Here is a 19,750-nt window from a genome sequence, read left to right as displayed (position 1 = left end):
GGTTGTCCTTAAATCACCACCAGCTCAGCATCCAGCGCACCAGCTTCATGCAGGGCTTGTAATATCGCCATGATGTCATCGGGAGATGCTCCCAAGCTGTTGATGGTATTGACAATACTGCGTAGGCGTGTGCCAGCTGGCACAATCACCATCTGGTTTTTACCTTTGGTAATTTCAATATCACTCTCCGGTGTAGCGACGGTTTTGCCCCCGCCCAACACATTGGGCTGACTGACATTGGTTTTCTCGCGGATACTGACGGTGAGATTACCGTGAGATACCGCCGCTGCCCGTACCAACACCCCCTCGCCAATCACCACCGTACCGGTTCGGGCATTGAACACCACCCGTGGTGACTGCTTCCCGGCGTTGATTTGCACATCTTCCAGTAATGACATGAACGCCACACGAGCTCCGGGTGTGAGCGGTGCATTCACCAACACGTTGGTGGAGCTTTGTGCCACCGCAGTGTTGGCACCGAATGCGCGATTCAACGCCAGTGCCACATTGTTGGCAGATTTAAAGCTGGGCCGTTTTAGGTTCAATACCACCTGGCTGTTGCTCTGGAAATCACTCGGGATCTCGCGCTCGATACTGCCGCCATTAGGAATGCGCCCCACAGTTGGGGTATTCACCGTCACACTAGAGCCACTGTCACCTTCGGCTTTGATGCCACCGACGATCACATTGCCCTGCGCCAAGGCATAGACCTCACCATCAGCACCGCGCAGTTGAGTTAAGAGTAAAGTGCCGCCGCGCAAGCTTTTGGCATCACCAATTGATGACACAGTAATATCAATGGATTGGCCACGGGCATAACCCGGTGGCAGCGTGGCACTGATCGCTACTGCCGCCACATTCTTCACTTTAGGGTCCATTTTCTCCGGTAATTGCACACCAAACTGGCGCAGCATGTTTGCCATCGACTGGCCGGTGAACTTCACCTGGTTTTTATCGCCAGAGCCATCAAGCCCCACCACCAGGCTGTAACCTACCAGTTGGTTGCCACGCACCCCTTGAATATCCACCAGCGAGCCAAGCGGCTGTGCCATCGCGGCTGGCAGGGCAAACCACAAACCCAGTAGCACAAAATAACGTCGTAACATGTCGGCTCCTGCCTAGATAGGGAACAGTGGGTGGTTAAAGAAGCGGCTCAACCAACCGGCTGAGTTCGCATCGCTAAGTGCCCCGCGCCCCGCATAAGAGATGCGTGCATTGGCAATCCGTTGAGACGAGACCGAGTTATCCCGCTCCACATCATCGGCCCGCACCATGCCGGTCACGCGCATATATTCATCCCCCTGATTGAGGGTCAGCCACTTCTCGCCACGAATAACCAATACCCCATTAGGCAATACCTGATGTACTGCCACTGTTATCGAGCCACGCAGCATATTTTGCTGAGCGGAGGTGGCGCTGCCGTCAAAATCACGTTTGCCGGAGACCGAACCACCGAACTTATTCAGCTTTTTGCCCAATACCTCGGGGATACCCAGGCTCATCTCATTCTTTTTGCCAAAATTGGTTTTAGCCTGCTTACTCGACTGAGTGGACTCATCCAGCTTGACCGTCAGAATATCGCCGATGCGATAGGCGCGCCGGTCCTGCAAGAGCGACCAGTTGTATGCGGGCTGAAACAGCCCGCCTCCTTCTGTAGCCATGGTGGGCTGCACCAGATTCGCCGGCGGTGCAAATGCGGCATCATCTTTGTGCACCAACAGGGTTGGGGTTTCACAACCACTCAACGCCAGCACCAGGGGTGTTAATAGTAAAAACCTTTTCATTCATCATTCACTTTTCAACTAGGATGCTGGCGGCTATAGCTTTTGAGTCACAAACTTCAGCATGTCGTCGGCGGCAGACACCATCTTGGCGTTCATCTCGTAAGCGCGCTGTACGGTAATCATGTCGACCATCTCCTCAACCACCTGCACGTTCGAACCTTCCAATGAACGATGCTCCAATTGGCCGAAAGCTTCTTCGCCGGCAACACCTTCTACTGCGCCACCACTGGCGGTGGTTTCTTTATAAAGGTTGCCGCCCACCGCTTCCAAACCGGCCGGATTAACAAAATTAACCAGTGTTATTTGCCCCAGCTCAACTGATTCTGTCTCGCCACCGACACGCGCACTTACCGTGCCATCTTTAGCGATGGCAAGGTCTTTAACTCCAGCGGGCAATTCAATTTGCGGAATCAACGGCATACCCTGTGCGTTAGTCAGCACCCCATCGGCATTGATAGAAAGATTACCGGCGCGGGTATAGGCCAGGCCGCCATCAGCCGTTTCAATCTGGAAGAAGCCCTGACCGGCAATCGCCACATCCAATTCGCCATTGGTAACTTTGATATTGCCGACGGTGAATTGCTTTTGTGTTCCCACTACTTTGACACCGCTACCAAACTGGATACCGTTCGGCGTGGCATTGTTTTGGTCCAATGGCGCACCGGGAGTGCGTTGGTTTTGATAGAACAGATCTTCAAATACCACACGATCACGTTTAAAACCGTCGGTATTGACGTTAGCCAGGTTGTTCGAGATGGCATTCATCTTGGCATCTTGTGCTGCCAGACCGGTTTTACTCACCCATAAGGCTGGATTCATTGTTTACTGCTCCCTAATTTCCATGTCCATAAAATAAACAAATGTGCCAACAGCAATTAGCTGCCACGGATCATCCGGTTACCGGTTTGTGCCAGCTCTTCCGCCACTTTCATCATTTTGATTTGTGCCTCAAACTGGCGACTGATGGAGATGCTTGCCGTCATTTCACTGATGGCAGAAATATTGCTGCTTTCCAGATGCTTACTTACCACCTGAATTCCCTCATCGCGAGCAGCCGCACCACGGCGACTCACCAACAGGCCACGGTTGTTTTTCGTCAGTTGGTTAGCGGGAATATCCACCAATTTGATGCGATCAACATCCGCAGGTACTTTGATGCCCCCCTCTTGCGGGATAATAGCGATAGTGCCGTCTTCGGCCACTGATACGGCGGAGTAAGGCGGTAACACAATCGGGCCACCATCACCCAATACCGGCAACCCATTGATAGTGAGATCACCATCCGGCCCCACCGCCATTTGACCATTACGGGTGTAGGCTTCACGGCCACCGCTAAGCACCGCGATCAAGCCCCGATCTTTTACGGCGATATCCAGATCACGGCCCGTTTCCTGCAAGCTGGCGGGGGTCATATCCACACCACCACTTTGGCTGAGTACGGCTACACGACTGTTATAACCGCTACCCGGCACCTGAGTGGCCGTGGCGCGTTCCAGATCGGCACGAAACCCCTGTGTGTTAACATTCGACAGGTTATTGGCGTGAATTTGCTGTTGCGTCAGGCTACGGCTGGCACCGCTGACGGCGGTATAGAGAAGCTTATCCATTACAGCACCTGGAACAGCGCATTCATCATGCTGTCATTGGTGCTGATGATTTTGGTATTTGCCTGATAGTTACGTTGCGCCGTCATCAAACCCACCAGTTCGGCGGTTAAATCCACATTGGAGGCTTCCAGCGCGCCAGTCTCAATGTTGCCTAGCAAGCCACTCCCCGGAGCCCCCAATAGTGCAGCACCGGATTTGCCGGTTTCACTCCAGGTGGTACCATTTTTAGTCGCTAAGCCATTAGGATTGGCAAAGTTGGCCAGTACCAGTTTGCCCTGCAACATGCGCTCGCCGTTGCTAAAGGTGGCATAAACCGAGCCATCGCCTTCAATGCGCTCACCATTTTTGATACCCGCGGTATAGCCATCACTTTTCTTAGTAGCTGTGGCAAACGCACCATCGAATTGTGTCGTCCCGGTGTAATCGACCGCAATGCTATAGTTAGCAACACCATTGTTTTGGCCGAATGATCCGGTAAGCGGAGCAAGGGGAGTCGTGTTGGTCAGCTTGCCTGACGTGTCGAACGTTAGGGTATGCGTGGTAGCATTTGCTGCTGCCCCATCAAGTGCATATTTGACGTTCCAGCTAGTGCTCGTAGCCCCAGGTGCTTGCTTGATAAAGTAGTGAACCAGTGAATGTTTATTGCCTAATGAATCATAAACCGTCGTCTGCTCCATAAAGTTATAGCTATCTTTTTTCGCAGGGTCGAAAGCCGTGGTAGTAGGCACTGCTGTAGCCGAAGCCTGTAGGTTAGTCGCCAGCGCTATTTTCCCGGTGGCTTTTGCAGCAAGACCGGCATTATTAATCTGCAAATCGGTAATCACGCCAGTTTGCAGGTTACCCGCAGCATCTGCTGGATAGCCCTGTAATTTCATGCCACTAGAACTAAGCAAATTGCCATTGTTATCAGTGCTAAACATACCAGCACGGGTATACGCGGTATCACCTGAGCTATCTTTCACTACAAAGAAGCCGCTACCAGCAATAGCCAAATCGGTATTGATACCGGTTTTGTCGAGCGAGCCACTTTTATTGATACTTTGCGAAACACCACTCACCGCCACACCGAGAGGCTGTGATTGTGCGTACATTGAGGCAAACTCAGTTCGGCCAGATTTGAAACCTTTGGTACCGGAGTTAGCAATGTTGTTACTGATGGTATTGAGCTGTTCGGTTACCGCACTCAGGCCGGTATTGGCAATACTAAAACTCATAAAATAATTCTCTTTTAAAATAATGGGTTATTTTTTTTCTTTGTTCAGCTAAACACCAAACTGTTTGATTTTGCTGTAAGGAACATCCCCTACACCGGCAATAGTCAACTGCGCCATGCCACCGTTTTGCGGAATACGTACGCTGTTTACCGCACCGGCCAATTCCAGCGGAATGAGTTCTTCCCCACTGCTGCTGACCGCGCTTATCTGGTATTTGCCGGGTTTGATGTTGGCCTTGGTGGGATCAATCGAAAAATCAACGCACCCTGCGGCTTGTTCACCCAGATTGATCGAATGCTCATTGCCCAGCTCATCGCTAAGATAGATAACGAGCGTTGAGGCTGCATTTTGTAGTGTCAAACGCCCGTTTTGGATCTGCTTATCCAGCGCCACCTCATTGCTTTCTACCATCACTTGCTGCCCTACCAGATTGGCGGTGCTCATGGCCTGCATTCTCTCCATCTGCACAGTGTTGCTCTTCAACATTTTTGCCATGTTTTCAGTAGATTGAACTTGTGAAAGTTGCGCCATCTGACTGACAAACTCAGTACCATCAGTTGGGTTTAGTGGGTCCTGATTCTGAATTTGTGCCACTAATAACGTCATAAATTGATTATTGAGTTCATCGCCATTAAGCATCCCCTCTTGTGGAAGGCTTGTAGTACGGTTTCTTCCTGCTAACGCATTGTTTTCAATAGCACTCATAATTAACGCTCTCCTAGCCTTAATACGCTCTGCTGCATGCTTTTGACACTATTGAGCACTTCTACATTGGTCTCAAAGCTGCGTGATGCCGACATCATGTCTGCCATTTCCGACACCACGTTGACTGCCGGATAAAAGACATAACCCTGCGGGTTTGCCAGTGGATGGTTTGGCTCATAACGCTGAACTGAACCGCCAGTTTCAACCACATCCAGCACCTGTACCTGTGCCCCATTAACTCCTTGAGGATGAGTAGCACTACGCGGTGAATAAACCGCCGAAAATACCGGGCTGCGCGCTTTATATACTGTTGCTGCCGAAGCCGCCGGGGACTCGGCATTCGCCAAATTGCTGGCAATTGCATTGAGCCTGATGGTTTGGGCGGTCATGGCGGAGCCTGATACCCGATAAATATTGTTAAAGGACATCCTTATTTCCCTTCAATTGCCTGTTTCAGTCCGGACAGTTTCATATTGAGAAATGACAGACTGGTTTGATAATCGAGGGCATTTTTTGAAAACTCTGCCTGCTCGATATGCAGTGCCACGGTGTTACCATCCTGCGAAGGTTGGTAGGGCAACCGGTACTTCATTTGCGGAGAGGTCATCCCGACGCCCCCTCGTTTTGCCCGTTGCATTTCAGCGCCAAAATCAATATCTTTAGCCTGAAAATTTGGCGTATTCACATTGGCCAGATTGGCCGATAGCAGTTCTGCTCTGGTAAGTCGAAGCTGCATCGCCGCTGGGTGAACCCCTAACGCTTTCTGAAAATCAATACCCACAAAATAGATCCTGATTTGATGTTAAAAACCGAGTTTGCACTCACGAACACTCACATTAATGCAAACAACGTGCCAGGTTTATAACATCATGATTAGAAACAGATTTTCATTATTCCCTTCGCCTAACGGGAAACACAATTTCCCCTCATTACGGCCCTTGCTTATCCGCTTCTCATGCCGGTGGTTACCGCTGTCTGTTGGCCTGATCTCACTGTATGCAGGAACAGCAAACAGTGCTGAAATTCACGCCAGAAAACAGGTCTATGCGCAGGCATTACACGCGGCTAGCGCTGACATTAGCCAAACCGCCAAAAATAAAAACTGGCAGGGCTATACGGTAAAAATGAATATTTTTATCCCATCAGAAGTGAGCCGTTATAAGGTGTGTAACGGTGGTGTAAGGGTGGCGGCACCTGCCAGTGGGCAGCGTGATATCTCGCGTTTGCGCTATGACATCAGTTGCCCTGATACCCAGGGTTGGGAAGTATCGGTTACGGTAAAACCAGATATCTATCTGCCGGTTTGGGTAGCAAAAAACACCCTTGAGCGCGGGAAAGTGGTGGCACCTGATGATATTGAATTGAAGAAAAAGAATATTTCGACCGCGCAGGGTGGCTATATTACCGACCCCGACGAGATAATCGGGCTTACCGTTAAACGCCGCATCCGTGGCCTGCAAGTGGTGATTCCCTCGCAATTGGAGCAACCGGTTTTAGTGACCCGTGGTCAGCAGGTACTGATGATTGCCGAGCAAGATGGGATTGAAGCTCGTATGTTAGGCGAAGCACTGAAAAATGGCCGCAAAGGGGAGCTGATTAAAGTGAGAAATCTCAGCAGTAAGCGCACGGTTACCGCCATAGTTGACGATATGGCCAAAGTCAGGATGTTGGGAATTACCAGCAGTTAGGGCCAACGGCAGCCAGTTAAGTTTTGACCATACTGTGACGCTATATCAGGTTGTAGAGGCTTCCTCCACGATAATTCCAAATAACCGGTAACTGACTATAGGTAACTTCATATGGAAATTAATGCACAGCGGCGGCAAATGATGATTGCCGCGCCAACCGCCAAAACAGAAAATGCCCCCGCGATTCAAGCTATTACGCCAGTACAGGCAGTGGCAATTACCACACAACAGGCTGCATCGGCTGGTGAGTTGCATGCCAAATTACAAAAAATGCCAGAAATTGACAGCGAACGCGTCGCCACGGCCAAAGCGGATATCCAGGCTGGTAAAATCAAACTTAATACTGCGGATATCGCCCAGGCGATGCTGAACTTCCACAGGAGCTAACCGCGCGATGGAATCCGTAAATACTGTGCCACCGCAAAACAGTAAGCAAGAGCATGTGAAGCAGTTATTGGTGGCAATTCAGGAAGATCGTAAACGTTATATTGCACTGGAGAAACTGCTGGTTAAGCAGCGCGAGCTGATGATTAAACATGATTCTGAAGCCCTGCAAACGCTCAATCCGCAGTTGATGGAGCTGTATAATTTAATTGATAAAACCGCCAGCGAGCGGCGGATGCTTATGCAGGAGTTGCAATTACCCGCCCATAAAGAAGGGATGCACCTCCTGTTGAGCCAGTTACCGGCACATTATCGTGAACACGCCGGTGCCTTATGGGCTGATTTGCGTTTACGGGCCGATGCCTGTCGCCAGCAAAATCACCATAACGGTATGTTGCTGACCATGCAGATGGACTTGTTGTCTTCATTAACCAAGACTCAATCTGACTTTCTGTATGTGGGCTGAGCCGCGTTTTCTACCTCTCTTCTGCACGCTTTATCACCATGCATTTATGGGATATTCCTGCCCAATAAAACATTCGCCATCGGTTGTTACACCAGGGCGAATGTTTCACCTCTCTGCCCCAATCACGACCTATAAATAAACATAAAAAAAGCACTCAAAAATGAGTGCTCAAATTACGAGGGCGTTTATCCCGCCCGACGCCGTTGCCAACATTGCGCAGCCAGGCCATCGGTGATTTTTTGCTCCCGCCGCCCCTGCGCCACTTGCTGCTGATGCTGTTGTTGCTCGAGCACCACAGCTACAATCTTTTCCCGACAGGCTTGCTGCTGCAAATGCGTTTGCAACTTGCCCGCTTCAATATTGGCCAGCACCTGCTCCTGCTTTTGCCAGTCAATAACGCGCTGAATATTACGCTTATAGCTAGCGCTATTAGTCATCAAAGCTGCCCCCGCCACAGGCATTAATGCAAAATGCGTTAACGATGACAACGCATTGATATTATTCTGATAACGCTGACACAACTGTTTTTGCTGTGCTAATTGGCTGGTGGCCTGATCCAGTGCCCGTTGCCGCAACTGTTGTAACTGTTGCAAGGTATTCATTAGCTTGTCACTCATGATTGCACCTCAGGCTGCGGATAGAGTGCATTCAGATGCGCCAAAGTGGCTGGCAGGAGTGAAGGTTGATCCACCTCTTGGCGTAAAAAATCAATAATGGCCGGATAATACTGTACTGCCCGATCCGCCATCGGATCAGCGCCAGCAACATAGCCGCCCAGCGGGATCAATGGTTTGATCTCCAGATAATCGGCATAGCATTGCTTCAGTAAACGGGCAGATTGAATCTGTTCACGCGGCGAAATCTGGCTCATGCAGCGGCTGATCGATTGGCCGATATCAATGGCAGGGTAGTGACCCGACTCCGCCAACTGACGTGATAACACAATATGCCCATCTAATACTGCTCTGGCACAATCGACGATCGGATCCTGCTGATCATCCCCCTCTGCCAACACGGTATAAATAGCGGTCATCGTCCCGCTACCGTAGCTGTTTCCTGCACTTTCGGCCAACCGTGGAATGATACTAAAAGCAGAAGGCGGGTAGCCTTTGGTCGCCGGTGGCTCCCCCAACGACAGGGCAATTTCTCGCTGTGCCATAGCATAGCGGGTGAGTGAATCCACCAGCAGTAACACATCTTTGCCTTTATCGCGATAATAGGTCGCAACGGAGTGGCACAGTTCGGTGGCTTTAATGCGCATTAACGGCGATTCATCTGCGGGTGCAGCTATCACCACCGATTTTGCCATACCACTGGCCTGTAAGGAGTGATCGATAAACTCCTTCACCTCTCGGCCACGCTCGCCAATCAACCCGACCACCACCACATCTGCCTGAGTATAGCGAGTCATCATGCCCAACAGCATACTTTTTCCCACGCCACTGCCCGCCATCAATCCGACCCGTTGGCCTTTGCCAATAGTGAGTAAGCCGTTGATGGCTTTGACTCCCACATCCAATGGCGTGCTGACGGGTTGGCGTTGTAAAGGGTGGATTTGCGGTAATTGCTGTTGCAGCAGAGTCTCTCCACCGAGTGACCCCTTGCCATCAATCGGCTCGCCCAAGCCATTCACTACTCTCCCGAGCCAGCTATCACCAATCAGCAGTTCACCATCCAACTCGCAGGGGAAGACCCGCGCACCGCTCATCAAACCATCGGGTTGCTTGAATGGCATCAGGTAAGTGACTTCCCTGTCAAATCCCACCACTTGTGCCTCGATAAAGAGGTCTTCTGCACTCTCGACACGACAACGCTGGCCGATAGCCAGTCGGCAGCCGACACTTTCCAGCAAAATGCCATTCACTCGCACCAGGCGGCCAGCGACTCTGGCCAGATTGATGTTATCAATAGATTTCAGTGCGTTATCCAGTGCTGCCAGCTCACCCATGTTCTTGATCCGGCAGTAAGCTACTTTTCAATGCTTCGACACACTGATCCAGACGATGCTGGCAGCCAACATCAATCTCGGTGGTATCGGTGACCACACGGCATTCACCGCTCGCCATTTCGGGATCAGCCATCAGACCCCACTGTTTGACTTTCTCCGGTGCAACATCATTAATGCGGCCCAACTCGGCCGGGTTAAGATAGACTTTTAGTTGTGTTGGAACTGACGGCTGTGCCGCCAGAGCTTCATCAACTAACGCTAGCAACTGCGCCGGTTGCAGTGCCAATTCACAGCGGATAACCTGACGGGTCACCTTTTCCACTAATTGCAATAGCTCATCACGACGGCGATTTTCATAACCGTTTAAATAGTCATGCATTTTTGCGACATAACCGGTAAATGGCTCGATAGCTTCATCAAATCGGATGCTTTCTGATTGCCGCCCTTCTACCCGCCCTTTTTTCAATCCGTCGTCATACCCTAAGCGGACACCTTCTTGATATCCCTCGTCCTTCCCCTCGGACAGCCCTTTATTAAAGCCCTGGCTCACCCCTTCCTGAAAACCGTCCATCAGTTGTTTTTGATAGGCGGCCGGATCAAGTGCCATGGCATCAGCTGATGGCACGCTTTGGCGGATTTGCCGCAATGGCGGGAACTGATGAACCCGCACTTTCGCTCCGCCAGAGCGCAGGCTATTTTTTATCGACATTGCCTTACTCCATGGTCTGTTCAGCAAACAATTGCACCTGGATCTCTCCCGCTTCAGCCAGCGCGCGCACCTGTGCCATTATCTCTTTACGCACATGCTCTACGCGGCTGACCGGTACGGCCCCCATCCGATTGGTCGCATTTTGCAACTGCTGTATCTGGCGCTTAGGCAACACGTCATAAATGGCCTGGCGCAGCACCGGTTCAGTCCCTTTCAGGGCTACCGCCCAGTCCCCCATCGGGATATCATCCATCAAGCGTTGCAAGGTGACCTCACTTTGGCGGCTGAGGATAAAGAACTCATACATCTCGTCCTTCAGATCATTGAGCACCTCTTCATCACGTTCCCCCAATTGCTCCAACAGCTGCTGTTGGTTACCGGGAATACGGTTAACAATATTCGCCGCTTGCTTGATCCCCAATACCTTGGAGCCGTGTTCTGACAATACCGCTACGCCGCGTTCAATCAGGCGATCCAGTTCATCCACTACATCACGGTTAACATCATCAAGCTTGGCAATGCGGTACAGCACATCGTCCTGACGCCCTTTATCCAGATAGGCCAACACTTCGGCAGCCACATCGGGCGGTAGGAAGGCTAAAAATACCGCCTGTAATTGCAAATGCTCTTGCTCAATCAGGGCTGCCAATTGTGGTGTTCCGACCCACTGCAAGCGGGTCATACGATGGCGAATTTCATCGCCATAGATACCATTAATGACACTTTTGGAAATATCACTGCCCAAGGCTTTACTCAGAATGCCTTGCAGATAACTGCGCGATGCGCCGTTGATCCCACTTTGTTCACGATAATCGACAAAGAAGTCATCCAATGCCTGCCGTGCATGGTTCAGCTTGACACCATGCAAGCGAGACATGGTTTGGCTGATACACACCACTTCCTCGCGCGTCAGTTTCTGCATCACCATCGCCGCGGCTTCCTCACCCACACTCAGTAGCAAAATCCCTGCCTGCTCTAACCGGCTGCGTACCGGGGCTGGAGCCGTTGCGACATCATTCACTACTGCGCCGTCATTCTGATTGAGGTTTGATTCGTTCATTATTATTAATCCATTGTTTAATGACTTCGGCGACACGTTCAGTTTCTGACTGAGCTAATTGTTGCAAGTGACTAATTTTAATCTCCAGCCCTGAGCCTTGCGGTGGCAGGTTGTCATCTTCTTTGAAGGAAGAGCCCGGCAACATCGGTTCTGTGGTCGCACTGCTTTCACTTGTGGTGTTCGTTACATTCAAGCCGTCAATGTTTTCGGCCATTGCAAGGGCTGAGTGCTTATCATCACGACGCGATAACCGCGCCATCAATGGCCGCACACCGAATAACAAGAACAGTAGCGACAGTAAACCAATACCCGCAATTTCCACCCAACGGAAAGTCGTTGCATCTTGCCACCATGCAATCACCGGTTCATCCATCAAGGTCGGCACGGTAAAGGCCAACATATTCAGCGTCAGTGAGTCACCTCGTTTCACGTCGATACCCGCGGCATCTTCAATTAAACGCTTCAATTCATTCAGCTGTTCTGGTGTCCATTTTTCCAACGCCGGAGCGGATTTATTCAAAATCACGGCAACCGTCATTTTCTCCAGCTTAAATCCTGGATGGCGCACATGGCGGATATCGCGGTCGTAGGCATACTTGCGCTGTGCCTGACTACGGCTCATCATGGCGGGTGCATTGGCATTTTTCGGCTGAGCAGAAGGCTGATTGCTTAATGAACCCGGAATCCCCATCGCCATGTCTTCATTGCCGTTTTCCTGCTGAATATTCTCATCGCTGACACGCGGCTCTGCGCCATAGCGTTCCAACGTTTCTTCAATACGGCTCAAATCAAGTTGAGTCGCCACACTGATGCGGTAGTTATTCACACCAACCACGGAGCTAAGCAGATTGGCGATGCTTTTCTCGATCGTGCTCTGTAAATAATGGGCAAGCTCTGCACCATTTTTCACATTTGCCACTCCCTTGCCGTTAGCCTGATAGGCTTCTGACAATAGCTCACCATGCTGATCAACCACCCGCACATTGGCCGCTTTCATACCGGGAATACTGCCCGCCACCAACTGGACAATAGCCCCCACCTGATCTGCTTTCAGCGTTTGACCATATTTCAGGCGCAGGATGACAGATGCACTACTCTCAGAACGATTACTGATGGCAAAAGAGCTGGCTTCACTCATTCCTAAGTGAACCCGAGCATAATCTACGGCGGTCAACGCCATAATGCTTTGGGCCAGTTCCCCTTCCAGACTGCGTTTGTAACGCACATTCTGAATAAACTGGCTACTACCGAGCATGGTTTCCTGATCCATCAGTTCATAACCCGTCGGCAATGTGGCAGTAATCCCTTTAGCAGCCAGCAGAATACGGGCTCTGCCAAGTTGGTTTTCTGCCACCAATATCTGACCGTTATCGGGATTAATACGATAGGCAATCGCCTCGCCATCCAGCACTTCGACAACTTGCGTCACCGGAATATGTTCCTGTGAGCCAAACAAAGCGGTATAGCCCTGCGAACTGCGCCAAAGGCTAAAAATAATCGCTCCCGTGACCAGAATAGCCGCCGCACCCATAAGGATACTTTTTTGATTTTTACCCAACCTGATGGCAGGCAATTGTTGTTTAATTTTATCTAACACCGATTTACCCTACAGCGCAGTATTCATGACTTCGTCGAGTGCAGTGGTAAGCTTATTACGCACCTGCACCATTGCTGAGAAAGCCACACTGGCTTTCTGACTTGCTAGCATCGTGCCGCTTAAATCATCACTGACGCCCATATCCATTGCGGTTTGCTTGTCGCTTGCTACATGTTGTAAGTTATCCACGCTATTAATTGCCCCTCTGAGCACCCGAGAAAATGAAGGGGAACTTGCTCCATTTCCCTGGGCGAACAAGCTACTGCCAGCAGGCTGTGGCAATGTGGTGCCAAACTCAACTCGATTGCTGGCTATAGCCGCCATTTGTTGCATTTCCGCTATCATCGGTAATTGCATATTTGGCGTAGTGATAGCTCCAACTTTATCCATCTTTTTTCCTCTTATGAGTAGCACTCAATATCGATACCGTCTTCGCGCATATTGGCCAACCGATAACGCAAGGCGCGCGGGGTAATACCTAAAAATGCTGCTGTTTTGGATTTATTTCCCTGATGTCTTTGCAATAAATCCACGATATATTGGTATTGAGCCAAACGGCCACGTAATTTAATGTTACTTTCGCCATGACTAGATTGAATATTGGCAGTAGAAAACACCGGCTTATTTTCTGCCGATTTATTTTCAGCTAATAGCTCCTCTGATAGCGGCTCTTCCTTTGTTGCAGACAGACCTAAATGTGAAATGTCGATAAGCCCGTTATTGCTCATAATGATCCCTCGCTGAATAACGTTTTCTAATTCGCGTACATTACCTGGCCAAGAATACGTTTGTAGCTCACACTGTGCTTGCGCAGTAATATTAATTTTCACATCCAAAAAATTACGGTATTTCTTAAAGAAAGCACTCACCAACGGCATAATATCTTCCGGTCTTTCGCGCAGTGGTGAGATATGAATAGGTACCACTGATAAGCGGTAATAGAGATCTTGACGAAAACGCCCTTCGGCAATTTCAATACTCAAATCTTTGTTGGTAGAGGCAATAATACGGATATCTAACGGAATGCGTTTATGGCTACCTAAACGTTCAACTTCCTGCTCTTGTAATACGCGTAATAACTTAACCTGTAAGGCTAATGGCATATCACCAATTTCGTCTAATAATAATGTGCCGCCATTGGCTTGTTCAAATTTACCGGCAACACTGGCAACAGCCCCGGTAAATGCGCCTTTTTCATAACCGAATAATATGGCTTCTAACATACTCTCAGGAATGGCTGCGCAATTGACTGCAACATAGGGAGCACTTTCACCCATCGCTTTATGATGGATATATTTTGCCACACACTCTTTACCAGTTCCTGTTTCTCCGGTTATTAATACTGGCACATTGAATTCTGCCACCCGACGCGCAAGAGAGAATACACTCACACTGGAGGGTGCATTAGCAACAAAACCATGTTCATTTTTAGATAACACATCCATAGTCATATTCATCATAATGTACTCACTCTCCAGTAAAGCTAATAAATCATATTCAACAGTTAATAACACGACCAACAATGATGTATTCTTAAGTCTTAATGAAATAAAAATATACTTTCATTTTATTATTTAACTATTAACAAGCCAGACAACATAAAATCGCCGGGTGATAACTATATAATTACTCTTTAAAATAAAGGAGTTAAATAAAAATTAAAAATATTAATCATTTAAAATCAATGAGTTACAAATAAATTATTAATTTAAAAATAAAAAAGAAATAAATTAATAAAGAAATGCCTATTGTGCTGATTTGTAATAGAAGGTTTAATTCACACCCTATGAAAACATAAGTAATCCACTCGTTCCTCATCACCATTAGCGAGAGGACGTGAAATTAGCCAGACTATGATTTTGGATAAAGCATGAAGCCAAACAAAACTAAAGCAAGGGTCTATAGCAGTGACTCGCTACCAGAGATAATGACTCTTGATATTAATAAACTTGGGCGTCCTTACCATAAAATACCAAAAATTGTGGGGAATTACTTTGCTGTAATTGAGAGCCAAATCAGCCTTTATTTTTTGAAAAAATATCGAATCAATATCACGTTAAAAGATATTAAGTTCAAAACAGATTGTCATTATAAGAATGCTCAAACACTCAGCAGTCAGGTAGGTAATATTGCATTTGATATTGATCGTTCTCTGCTGCTTAATATTCTTAATGATTACTATGGTTTAACCAAAGAAAAAAATAATTCTTCTATCGTGGATGACACTCCAAAAACCCAGACTGAAGAGAGACTAAAAAATAAGCTGAGTATAGAAATAGCCGATCTTATTCTTAATCAACCAATGTTCGGCGAGCCACTGGTTATCAAAAACAATAACGCCACACCTATTGTTAACTGGTCTTATCGTATGGATTTCTTGCTAAAAGATTATGAGGACGGTGGTTTTACGCTGCTCATTGACACTCCTCATGTCGATAGACTGCTTAATACATTACATACCGAGGTCAGAGAAGAAAAAAAAACACAGACATTATCAATGGCACAATTTAATCAATTGGTAAGCCAATTACCTATTCGGCTTACCAGCCAGTTAAGTTGTAATGACCTCACCTTCTTTGATCTGATGGAGATAAAAGAAGGCGATATTATCCCAGCATCTTTACCTGAGCGGTTCCCAGTATTTATTGGTAAAAAACCTTTATTTAGCGCTGTGGTTACTGAAAGTCGCGGCAAACTATTTTTATCTGAATTTAATGACAAAACTAATGAGATAACCCATGACTGACCAATCAATTGAACTCAGCAACGATCTGGATTTTAATTTCTCGGAGCAAGAGAACGAAGTCAGCGCGTCGCCTTCTGTCGCAACTGTTGCCGCCCCCATTGTAGATAACAACCTGCATGAGCAGCAGCGAAAAATATCTCTGTTTAGTCGTATTCCTGTCACGTTAACACTGGAAGTCGCCTCGGTAGATATTCCACTGTCTGAATTAATGTCGGTGAATAACGATTCAGTGATTGAGTTGGACAAACTGGCGGGTGAACCACTGGATATCAAGGTCAATGGCATCATGTTCGGCCAGGCGGAAGTGGTGGTGGTTAATGAAAAATATGGCCTGCGTATTATCAGTTTCAATAGCCAAAGCCTGGGTGAACTCGCTTTATGATCTTGAGTCGCCTGCCAACTATGACAGCTAAAATCATCAGCAGTGGCCTGGTTATTAGCGGATTGCTGTATTCCCCTCTTCTCCTCGCGCAGGAGGGGGGGATTACCCTCTTTAGCACAGCACAGACTGCTGCCGGTCAGGATTATAACGTCAAGATTGAAATCCTGATCCTGATGACGCTACTTGGCCTATTGCCCATCATGATGCTAATGATGACCTGCTTTACCCGCTTTATTATCGTACTGGCGATTTTACGTCAGGCACTGGGATTGCAGCAAAGCCCTCCCAATAAAGTGCTGACCGGTATTGCGCTAGCACTAACCTTACTCGTCATGCGCCCGGTATGGACTAAGGTCCATCAAGATGCCGTCATTCCATTTCAGAATGATGAAATCACTTTGCCACAAGCATTGGCCCGCGCAGAAGTTCCTCTTAAGAACTATATGTTGGCACAAACCAGCACTAAATCGCTGGATCAAATGATGGATATTGCTCAGGTTAGCGGTGAGCCGCAGCAGCAAGATCTTACCGTAGTAACGCCCGCGTATTTGTTGAGTGAATTGAAAACTGCCTTCCAGATTGGTTTTATGATTTACATACCGTTTCTGGTCATCGACCTGATTGTCGCCAGCATTTTGATGGCAATGGGGATGATGATGCTGTCGCCGTTGATTGTTTCTCTGCCCTTTAAATTGATGCTATTCGTGTTGTGCGATGGCTGGACATTAATTGTCGGAACGCTGACTGCCAGCGTGCAGGGGCTATAGCATGATGACCACTGATATTGCTGGGGACATTATTGCCGCAGGGCTACACCTGGTATTGATCATTTCGGTAGTGGCGATTATTCCCAGCTTGTTAACCGGGCTGTTGGTCAGCATTTTTCAAGCCACCACACAGATTAATGAGCAAACGCTCAGTTTTCTGCCGCGGCTGGTGATGACCATGCTGGTATTGATCTTTGCCGGTAAATGGATGATGACCAAGCTGAGTGATTTCACTATCGCTATTTTCCAGCAAGCCGCGCAGCTGGTTGGGTAACAGGCAATGGGAATCGATATTCAAACACTCACCACACCGGTATTTGCACTTTGGCTGCCGTTTGTCCGGATTTTATCATTTTTGCATTTTTGCCCGGTTCTCCAACATCGCGCTTTTACCCGTAAAGCGAAGATTAGTATGTCGCTGCTGCTGGCTATTTTAATCACTCCAATGCTTAGCCAGCCAGTGATCCTCGGCGAATTATTATCGATGAATTCGCTACTGCTCACCGGCGAACAAATCCTGTGGGGCTGGCTATTTGGTTCCATGCTGCAACTGGTTTTTGCCGCCTTACAAGCCGCCGGCCAGATTTTATCCATGAATATGGGTTTAGGCATGGCGGTGATGAATGACCCAACCAGTGGTGCTTCAACCACCGTGATTTCACAAATTATTTTTATCTTTAGCACACTTATCTTTTTTACGATGAATGGGCACTTGCTGCTGGTCACTATCCTGTATAAAAGTTTTGTCAGTTGGCCGATGGGCGAGGCTATCAATGATTTTTCCCTGCGATCATTGGCTTTGAGCCTGGGTTGGATCATGTCATCTGCCACACTATTGGCGCTGCCAACCACCTTCATCATGCTGATCGTGCAAGGCTCTTTCGGTTTACTGAACCGAATATCTCCAACCTTAAACCTCTTTTCCCTCGGATTTCCCATTGGCATGTTGTTCGGGCTGTTGTGCTTGCTGCTGTTGGCAATCAATGTGCCGGATCACTATCTCAATTTGACCAATGAGATCCTGACGCAGCTTGAACGGATGAAGGTGTACTGATGTCATCGAGCAGCGGAGAGAAAAGTGAAAAACCGACCAGCGGTAAACTGAGCAAAGCCAGAAAGAAGGGAGATATTCCGCGTTCCAAAGATGTCACGATGGCGGCAGGATTGGTGACATCGTTAATTACGCTGACGTTGTTTTTACCCTATTACAAGGAATTAATTAGCGAGTCATTTTTGGCGGTTGGTCGCACCGCGGGCAGAATAGATGACCCCACAGCAATAGAACAATTATTGCTGGCTAATCTGTTTATCTTTTTCAAGTTTTTGCTCACGCTAGCCCCGATTCCACTGATCAGTATAGTGGCAACCTTGGTTCCCGGTGGCTGGAATTTCACGCCAGTAAAATTAATACCTGACTTTAAAAAGCTCAGCCCGCTGGCGGGAATTAAAAAGATATTTTCAGCCAGTAATGGTACCGAAGTTCTGAAAATGCTCGGCAAGTGTAGCATCGTGCTTTACACCTTGTACCTGATGGTCAAAAACTCGCTGCCTGATTTGCTGCGTTTACAGGCATTGCCACTACAGGAAGCGATTACAGAAGGATTTACCCTCTATCACAGTATTTTGGTGTATTTCATCGCGATTATTGTGATATTTGCGGCGATTGATATTCCACTGAGCAATTATCTTTTTACCAAAAAAATGAAAATGACTAAGCAGGAGGTTAAACAAGAACACAAAAGTAATGATGGCAATCCAGAAATTAAAGCCAGGGTTCGTCAGTTACAACGGCAGTTCGCTATGGGCCAAATTAATAAAACAGTCCCTAATGCTGACGTTATTATTACTAACCCAACTCATTTTTCTGTGGCATTAAAATATGCCCCGGAGAAAGCCAGTGCACCTTATATTATCGCAAAAGGGAAAGATGACATTGCCTTATATATTCGTACTGTGGCTAAAAATAATGATATTGAAATTGTTGAGTTTCCTCCTTTAGCTCGAGCTATTTACCATACCACCAAGGTTAACCAACAGGTTCCAGCCCAGCTATATCGCGCCATCGCCCAAGTACTGACCTATGTGATGCAGGTCAAGTCCTGGCGCTCAGGCCTGGCTAATAAACCGGTATTAAATACCCACATTGGTATTCCCAAAGAGATGCAGAAATTTCATGATGAAAAATAAATTTAGTTATCTTGCTCATATATTTAGAGAGACGCACGTTACCGTCCCGATATTAATACTTTGTGTGTTAGCAATGGTTATTCTACCGCTATCACCGATAGTATTGGATATCTTATTTACCTTTAACATTGTGCTATCGGTATTGGTTTTATTGGTCAGCGTAAACAGTAAACGCCCACTTGATTTTGCAATATTTCCGACCGTATTACTAATTGCCACCTTAATGCGCTTAACATTGAATGTGGCATCAACCCGAGTGGTATTACTTAATGGCCATGAGGGTGTCGGTGCGGCCGGTAAAGTAATCGAAGCGTTTGGCCAGGTGGTGATTGGCGGCAACTTTGTTGTAGGTTTCGTGGTGTTTATCATCCTGATGATCATCAACTTTGTGGTCGTAACCAAAGGTGCCGAGCGAATTTCTGAAGTTTCCGCGCGCTTTACATTGGATGCGCTGCCGGGTAAGCAGATGGCCATTGATGCCGACCTTAACGCCGGATTAATCAACC

25 protein-coding genes and 1 pseudogene are annotated in these 19,750 nt (G+C 48.0%); 10 read left to right on the top strand and 16 right to left on the bottom strand.

The window, feature by feature from the left end:
• Positions 1–8: 8 nt before the first annotated feature.
• Genes ACNSO8_RS18805 through ACNSO8_RS18770 form a run of 8 tightly spaced genes read right to left on the bottom strand, consistent with a single transcriptional unit; the run spans position 9 to position 6,091 of the window.
• Positions 9–1,106 (bottom strand): flagellar basal body P-ring protein FlgI, encoded by a 1,098-nt coding sequence (locus tag ACNSO8_RS18805; RefSeq protein WP_221876604.1) that lies wholly within the window; start codon positions 1,104–1,106, stop codon positions 9–11.
• Positions 1,107–1,118: 12 nt separating this feature from the next.
• Entirely contained in the window at positions 1,119–1,784 is a 666-nt protein-coding gene (gene flgH, locus ACNSO8_RS18800; RefSeq protein ID WP_057630926.1) for a flagellar basal body L-ring protein FlgH, read from the bottom strand.
• A gap of 33 nt (positions 1,785–1,817) precedes the next feature.
• Positions 1,818–2,603, bottom strand: a complete 786-nt coding sequence (gene flgG / locus ACNSO8_RS18795) for a flagellar basal-body rod protein FlgG (protein WP_050130323.1) — start codon at positions 2,601–2,603, stop codon at positions 1,818–1,820.
• A gap of 56 nt (positions 2,604–2,659) precedes the next feature.
• Entirely contained in the window at positions 2,660–3,391 is a 732-nt protein-coding gene (flgF, locus tag ACNSO8_RS18790; RefSeq protein WP_050130321.1) for a flagellar basal-body rod protein FlgF, read from the bottom strand.
• Positions 3,391–4,605 (bottom strand): flagellar hook protein FlgE, encoded by a 1,215-nt coding sequence (gene flgE / locus ACNSO8_RS18785; protein WP_408576796.1) that lies wholly within the window; start codon positions 4,603–4,605, stop codon positions 3,391–3,393. Before flgE ends, flgF begins: the two co-directional genes overlap by 1 nt.
• A gap of 48 nt (positions 4,606–4,653) precedes the next feature.
• Complete coding sequence (gene flgD / locus ACNSO8_RS18780; RefSeq protein WP_418395518.1) at positions 4,654–5,310, bottom strand: flagellar hook assembly protein FlgD; 657 nt, start codon at positions 5,308–5,310, stop codon at positions 4,654–4,656.
• 2 nt (positions 5,311–5,312) lie between these two features.
• Positions 5,313–5,738, bottom strand: coding sequence for a flagellar basal body rod protein FlgC (gene flgC / locus ACNSO8_RS18775; protein ID WP_050130315.1), 426 nt, complete (start codon positions 5,736–5,738; stop codon positions 5,313–5,315).
• Between the two features lie 2 nt (positions 5,739–5,740).
• Complete coding sequence (locus ACNSO8_RS18770; protein WP_050130313.1) at positions 5,741–6,091, bottom strand: flagellar basal body protein; 351 nt, start codon at positions 6,089–6,091, stop codon at positions 5,741–5,743.
• Positions 6,092–6,149: 58 nt separating this feature from the next.
• Between ACNSO8_RS18770 and flgA the strand changes: the two genes are divergently transcribed.
• The 3 genes from flgA to flgN all read left to right on the top strand — a co-directional run bounded on the left by flgA (position 6,150) and on the right by flgN (position 7,848).
• Positions 6,150–6,998: a flagellar basal body P-ring formation chaperone FlgA gene (gene flgA / locus ACNSO8_RS18765; protein WP_268216172.1), complete on the top strand. Its 849-nt coding sequence runs from the start codon at positions 6,150–6,152 to the stop codon at positions 6,996–6,998.
• Positions 6,999–7,109: 111 nt separating this feature from the next.
• Entirely contained in the window at positions 7,110–7,385 is a 276-nt protein-coding gene (flgM, locus tag ACNSO8_RS18760; RefSeq protein ID WP_268216173.1) for a flagellar biosynthesis anti-sigma factor FlgM, read from the top strand.
• Positions 7,386–7,392: 7 nt separating this feature from the next.
• A complete protein-coding gene (flgN, locus tag ACNSO8_RS18755; RefSeq protein ID WP_005157318.1) occupies positions 7,393–7,848 on the top strand; it encodes a flagellar protein FlgN in 456 nt (151 codons plus the stop codon).
• Positions 7,849–8,033: 185 nt separating this feature from the next.
• Here flgN and fliJ read toward each other — a convergent pair whose 3' ends face one another.
• The 8 genes and pseudogenes from fliJ to ACNSO8_RS18715 all read right to left on the bottom strand — a co-directional run.
• Positions 8,034–8,465 carry a flagellar export protein FliJ gene (gene fliJ / locus ACNSO8_RS18750; RefSeq protein WP_050298561.1) on the bottom strand — a complete coding sequence of 144 codons (432 nt, stop codon included), beginning with the start codon at positions 8,463–8,465 and terminating at the stop codon, positions 8,034–8,036.
• A complete protein-coding gene (gene fliI, locus ACNSO8_RS18745) occupies positions 8,462–9,796 on the bottom strand; it encodes a flagellar protein export ATPase FliI (protein ID WP_418395517.1) in 1,335 nt (444 codons plus the stop codon). Before fliI ends, fliJ begins: the two co-directional genes overlap by 4 nt.
• Positions 9,789–10,505, bottom strand: a complete 717-nt coding sequence (gene fliH / locus ACNSO8_RS18740; protein ID WP_418395516.1) for a flagellar assembly protein FliH — start codon at positions 10,503–10,505, stop codon at positions 9,789–9,791. The genes fliI and fliH overlap by 8 nt, the downstream gene beginning before the upstream one ends.
• Before the next feature lie 4 nt (positions 10,506–10,509).
• Positions 10,510–11,565 (bottom strand): flagellar motor switch protein FliG, encoded by a 1,056-nt coding sequence (locus ACNSO8_RS18735; protein ID WP_418395515.1) that lies wholly within the window; start codon positions 11,563–11,565, stop codon positions 10,510–10,512.
• Positions 11,537–13,162, bottom strand: a complete 1,626-nt coding sequence (fliF, locus tag ACNSO8_RS18730; RefSeq protein ID WP_268216174.1) for a flagellar basal-body MS-ring/collar protein FliF — start codon at positions 13,160–13,162, stop codon at positions 11,537–11,539. Before fliF ends, ACNSO8_RS18735 begins: the two co-directional genes overlap by 29 nt.
• A 9-nt stretch (positions 13,163–13,171) precedes the next feature.
• A complete protein-coding gene (fliE, locus tag ACNSO8_RS18725; RefSeq protein WP_057630935.1) occupies positions 13,172–13,552 on the bottom strand; it encodes a flagellar hook-basal body complex protein FliE in 381 nt (126 codons plus the stop codon).
• Between the two features lie 11 nt (positions 13,553–13,563).
• Entirely contained in the window at positions 13,564–13,890 is a 327-nt protein-coding gene (locus ACNSO8_RS18720; protein ID WP_418395522.1) for a helix-turn-helix domain-containing protein, read from the bottom strand.
• Positions 13,869–14,622: pseudogene (locus ACNSO8_RS18715) on the bottom strand (sigma-54 interaction domain-containing protein); the annotation flags it as partial. The gene ACNSO8_RS18720 and the pseudogene ACNSO8_RS18715, both read right to left, overlap by 22 nt.
• A 410-nt stretch (positions 14,623–15,032) precedes the next feature.
• Between ACNSO8_RS18715 and ACNSO8_RS18710 the strand changes: the two are divergent.
• From ACNSO8_RS18710 to ACNSO8_RS18680, 7 genes are all read left to right on the top strand, one after another.
• Positions 15,033–15,908, top strand: coding sequence for a FliM/FliN family flagellar motor switch protein (locus ACNSO8_RS18710; RefSeq protein WP_418395514.1), 876 nt, complete (start codon positions 15,033–15,035; stop codon positions 15,906–15,908).
• Complete coding sequence (gene fliN / locus ACNSO8_RS18705) at positions 15,901–16,290, top strand: flagellar motor switch protein FliN (RefSeq protein WP_050298565.1); 390 nt, start codon at positions 15,901–15,903, stop codon at positions 16,288–16,290. Before ACNSO8_RS18710 ends, fliN begins: the two co-directional genes overlap by 8 nt.
• A 20-nt stretch (positions 16,291–16,310) precedes the next feature.
• Positions 16,311–17,057 carry a flagellar type III secretion system pore protein FliP gene (gene fliP / locus ACNSO8_RS18700; protein ID WP_032904813.1) on the top strand — a complete coding sequence of 249 codons (747 nt, stop codon included), beginning with the start codon at positions 16,311–16,313 and terminating at the stop codon, positions 17,055–17,057.
• A gap of 1 nt (position 17,058) precedes the next feature.
• Positions 17,059–17,331, top strand: coding sequence for a flagellar biosynthesis protein FliQ (gene fliQ / locus ACNSO8_RS18695; protein WP_013650415.1), 273 nt, complete (start codon positions 17,059–17,061; stop codon positions 17,329–17,331).
• 6 nt (positions 17,332–17,337) lie between these two features.
• Positions 17,338–18,111 carry a flagellar biosynthetic protein FliR gene (gene fliR / locus ACNSO8_RS18690; protein WP_268216175.1) on the top strand — a complete coding sequence of 258 codons (774 nt, stop codon included), beginning with the start codon at positions 17,338–17,340 and terminating at the stop codon, positions 18,109–18,111.
• The gene (flhB, locus tag ACNSO8_RS18685; protein WP_050298567.1) at positions 18,111–19,244 is read left to right on the top strand and encodes a flagellar biosynthesis protein FlhB; all 1,134 of its coding nucleotides are present in this window, start codon (positions 18,111–18,113) and stop codon (positions 19,242–19,244) included. Before fliR ends, flhB begins: the two co-directional genes overlap by 1 nt.
• Positions 19,231–19,750, top strand: a 520-nt coding sequence (locus tag ACNSO8_RS18680) for an FHIPEP family type III secretion protein (RefSeq protein ID WP_418395513.1), incomplete at its 3' end; no start/stop codon positions are given. The genes flhB and ACNSO8_RS18680, both read left to right, overlap by 14 nt.

The organism is Yersinia sp. LJYL362 (assembly GCF_048323875.1).
The sequence above is the reverse complement of the archived record's forward strand: the minus strand, read 5'-3'. Positions and strand labels throughout refer to the sequence as shown.

Excerpts from the sequence above, each read along its gene's own strand:
- flhB (WP_050298567.1), top strand. The coding sequence starts at position 18,111 with ATGTCATCGAGCAGCGGAGAGAAAAGTGAAAAACCGACCAGCGGTAAA.
- fliR (WP_268216175.1), top strand. The coding sequence starts at position 17,338 with ATGGGAATCGATATTCAAACACTCACCACACCGGTATTTGCACTTTGG.
- flgA (WP_268216172.1), top strand. The coding sequence starts at position 6,150 with ATGCAAACAACGTGCCAGGTTTATAACATCATGATTAGAAACAGATTT.
- fliN (WP_050298565.1), top strand. The coding sequence starts at position 15,901 with ATGACTGACCAATCAATTGAACTCAGCAACGATCTGGATTTTAATTTC.
- fliE (WP_057630935.1), bottom strand. The coding sequence starts at position 13,552 with ATGGATAAAGTTGGAGCTATCACTACGCCAAATATGCAATTACCGATG.
- fliJ (WP_050298561.1), bottom strand. The coding sequence starts at position 8,465 with ATGAGTGACAAGCTAATGAATACCTTGCAACAGTTACAACAGTTGCGG.
- flgN (WP_005157318.1), top strand. The coding sequence starts at position 7,393 with ATGGAATCCGTAAATACTGTGCCACCGCAAAACAGTAAGCAAGAGCAT.
- flgM (WP_268216173.1), top strand. The coding sequence starts at position 7,110 with ATGGAAATTAATGCACAGCGGCGGCAAATGATGATTGCCGCGCCAACC.
- ACNSO8_RS18805 (WP_221876604.1), bottom strand. The coding sequence starts at position 1,106 with ATGTTACGACGTTATTTTGTGCTACTGGGTTTGTGGTTTGCCCTGCCA.
- flgF (WP_050130321.1), bottom strand. The coding sequence starts at position 3,391 with ATGGATAAGCTTCTCTATACCGCCGTCAGCGGTGCCAGCCGTAGCCTG.
- ACNSO8_RS18720 (WP_418395522.1), bottom strand. The coding sequence starts at position 13,890 with ATGAGCAATAACGGGCTTATCGACATTTCACATTTAGGTCTGTCTGCA.
- flgC (WP_050130315.1), bottom strand. The coding sequence starts at position 5,738 with ATGTCCTTTAACAATATTTATCGGGTATCAGGCTCCGCCATGACCGCC.
- flgD (WP_418395518.1), bottom strand. The coding sequence starts at position 5,310 with ATGAGTGCTATTGAAAACAATGCGTTAGCAGGAAGAAACCGTACTACA.
- flgG (WP_050130323.1), bottom strand. The coding sequence starts at position 2,603 with ATGAATCCAGCCTTATGGGTGAGTAAAACCGGTCTGGCAGCACAAGAT.
- ACNSO8_RS18710 (WP_418395514.1), top strand. The coding sequence starts at position 15,033 with ATGAAGCCAAACAAAACTAAAGCAAGGGTCTATAGCAGTGACTCGCTA.
- fliI (WP_418395517.1), bottom strand. The coding sequence starts at position 9,796 with ATGGGTGAGCTGGCAGCACTGGATAACGCACTGAAATCTATTGATAAC.
- fliP (WP_032904813.1), top strand. The coding sequence starts at position 16,311 with ATGACAGCTAAAATCATCAGCAGTGGCCTGGTTATTAGCGGATTGCTG.
- flgH (WP_057630926.1), bottom strand. The coding sequence starts at position 1,784 with ATGAAAAGGTTTTTACTATTAACACCCCTGGTGCTGGCGTTGAGTGGT.
- flgE (WP_408576796.1), bottom strand. The coding sequence starts at position 4,605 with ATGAGTTTTAGTATTGCCAATACCGGCCTGAGTGCGGTAACCGAACAG.
- ACNSO8_RS18735 (WP_418395515.1), bottom strand. The coding sequence starts at position 11,565 with ATGAACGAATCAAACCTCAATCAGAATGACGGCGCAGTAGTGAATGAT.
- fliQ (WP_013650415.1), top strand. The coding sequence starts at position 17,059 with ATGATGACCACTGATATTGCTGGGGACATTATTGCCGCAGGGCTACAC.
- fliH (WP_418395516.1), bottom strand. The coding sequence starts at position 10,505 with ATGTCGATAAAAAATAGCCTGCGCTCTGGCGGAGCGAAAGTGCGGGTT.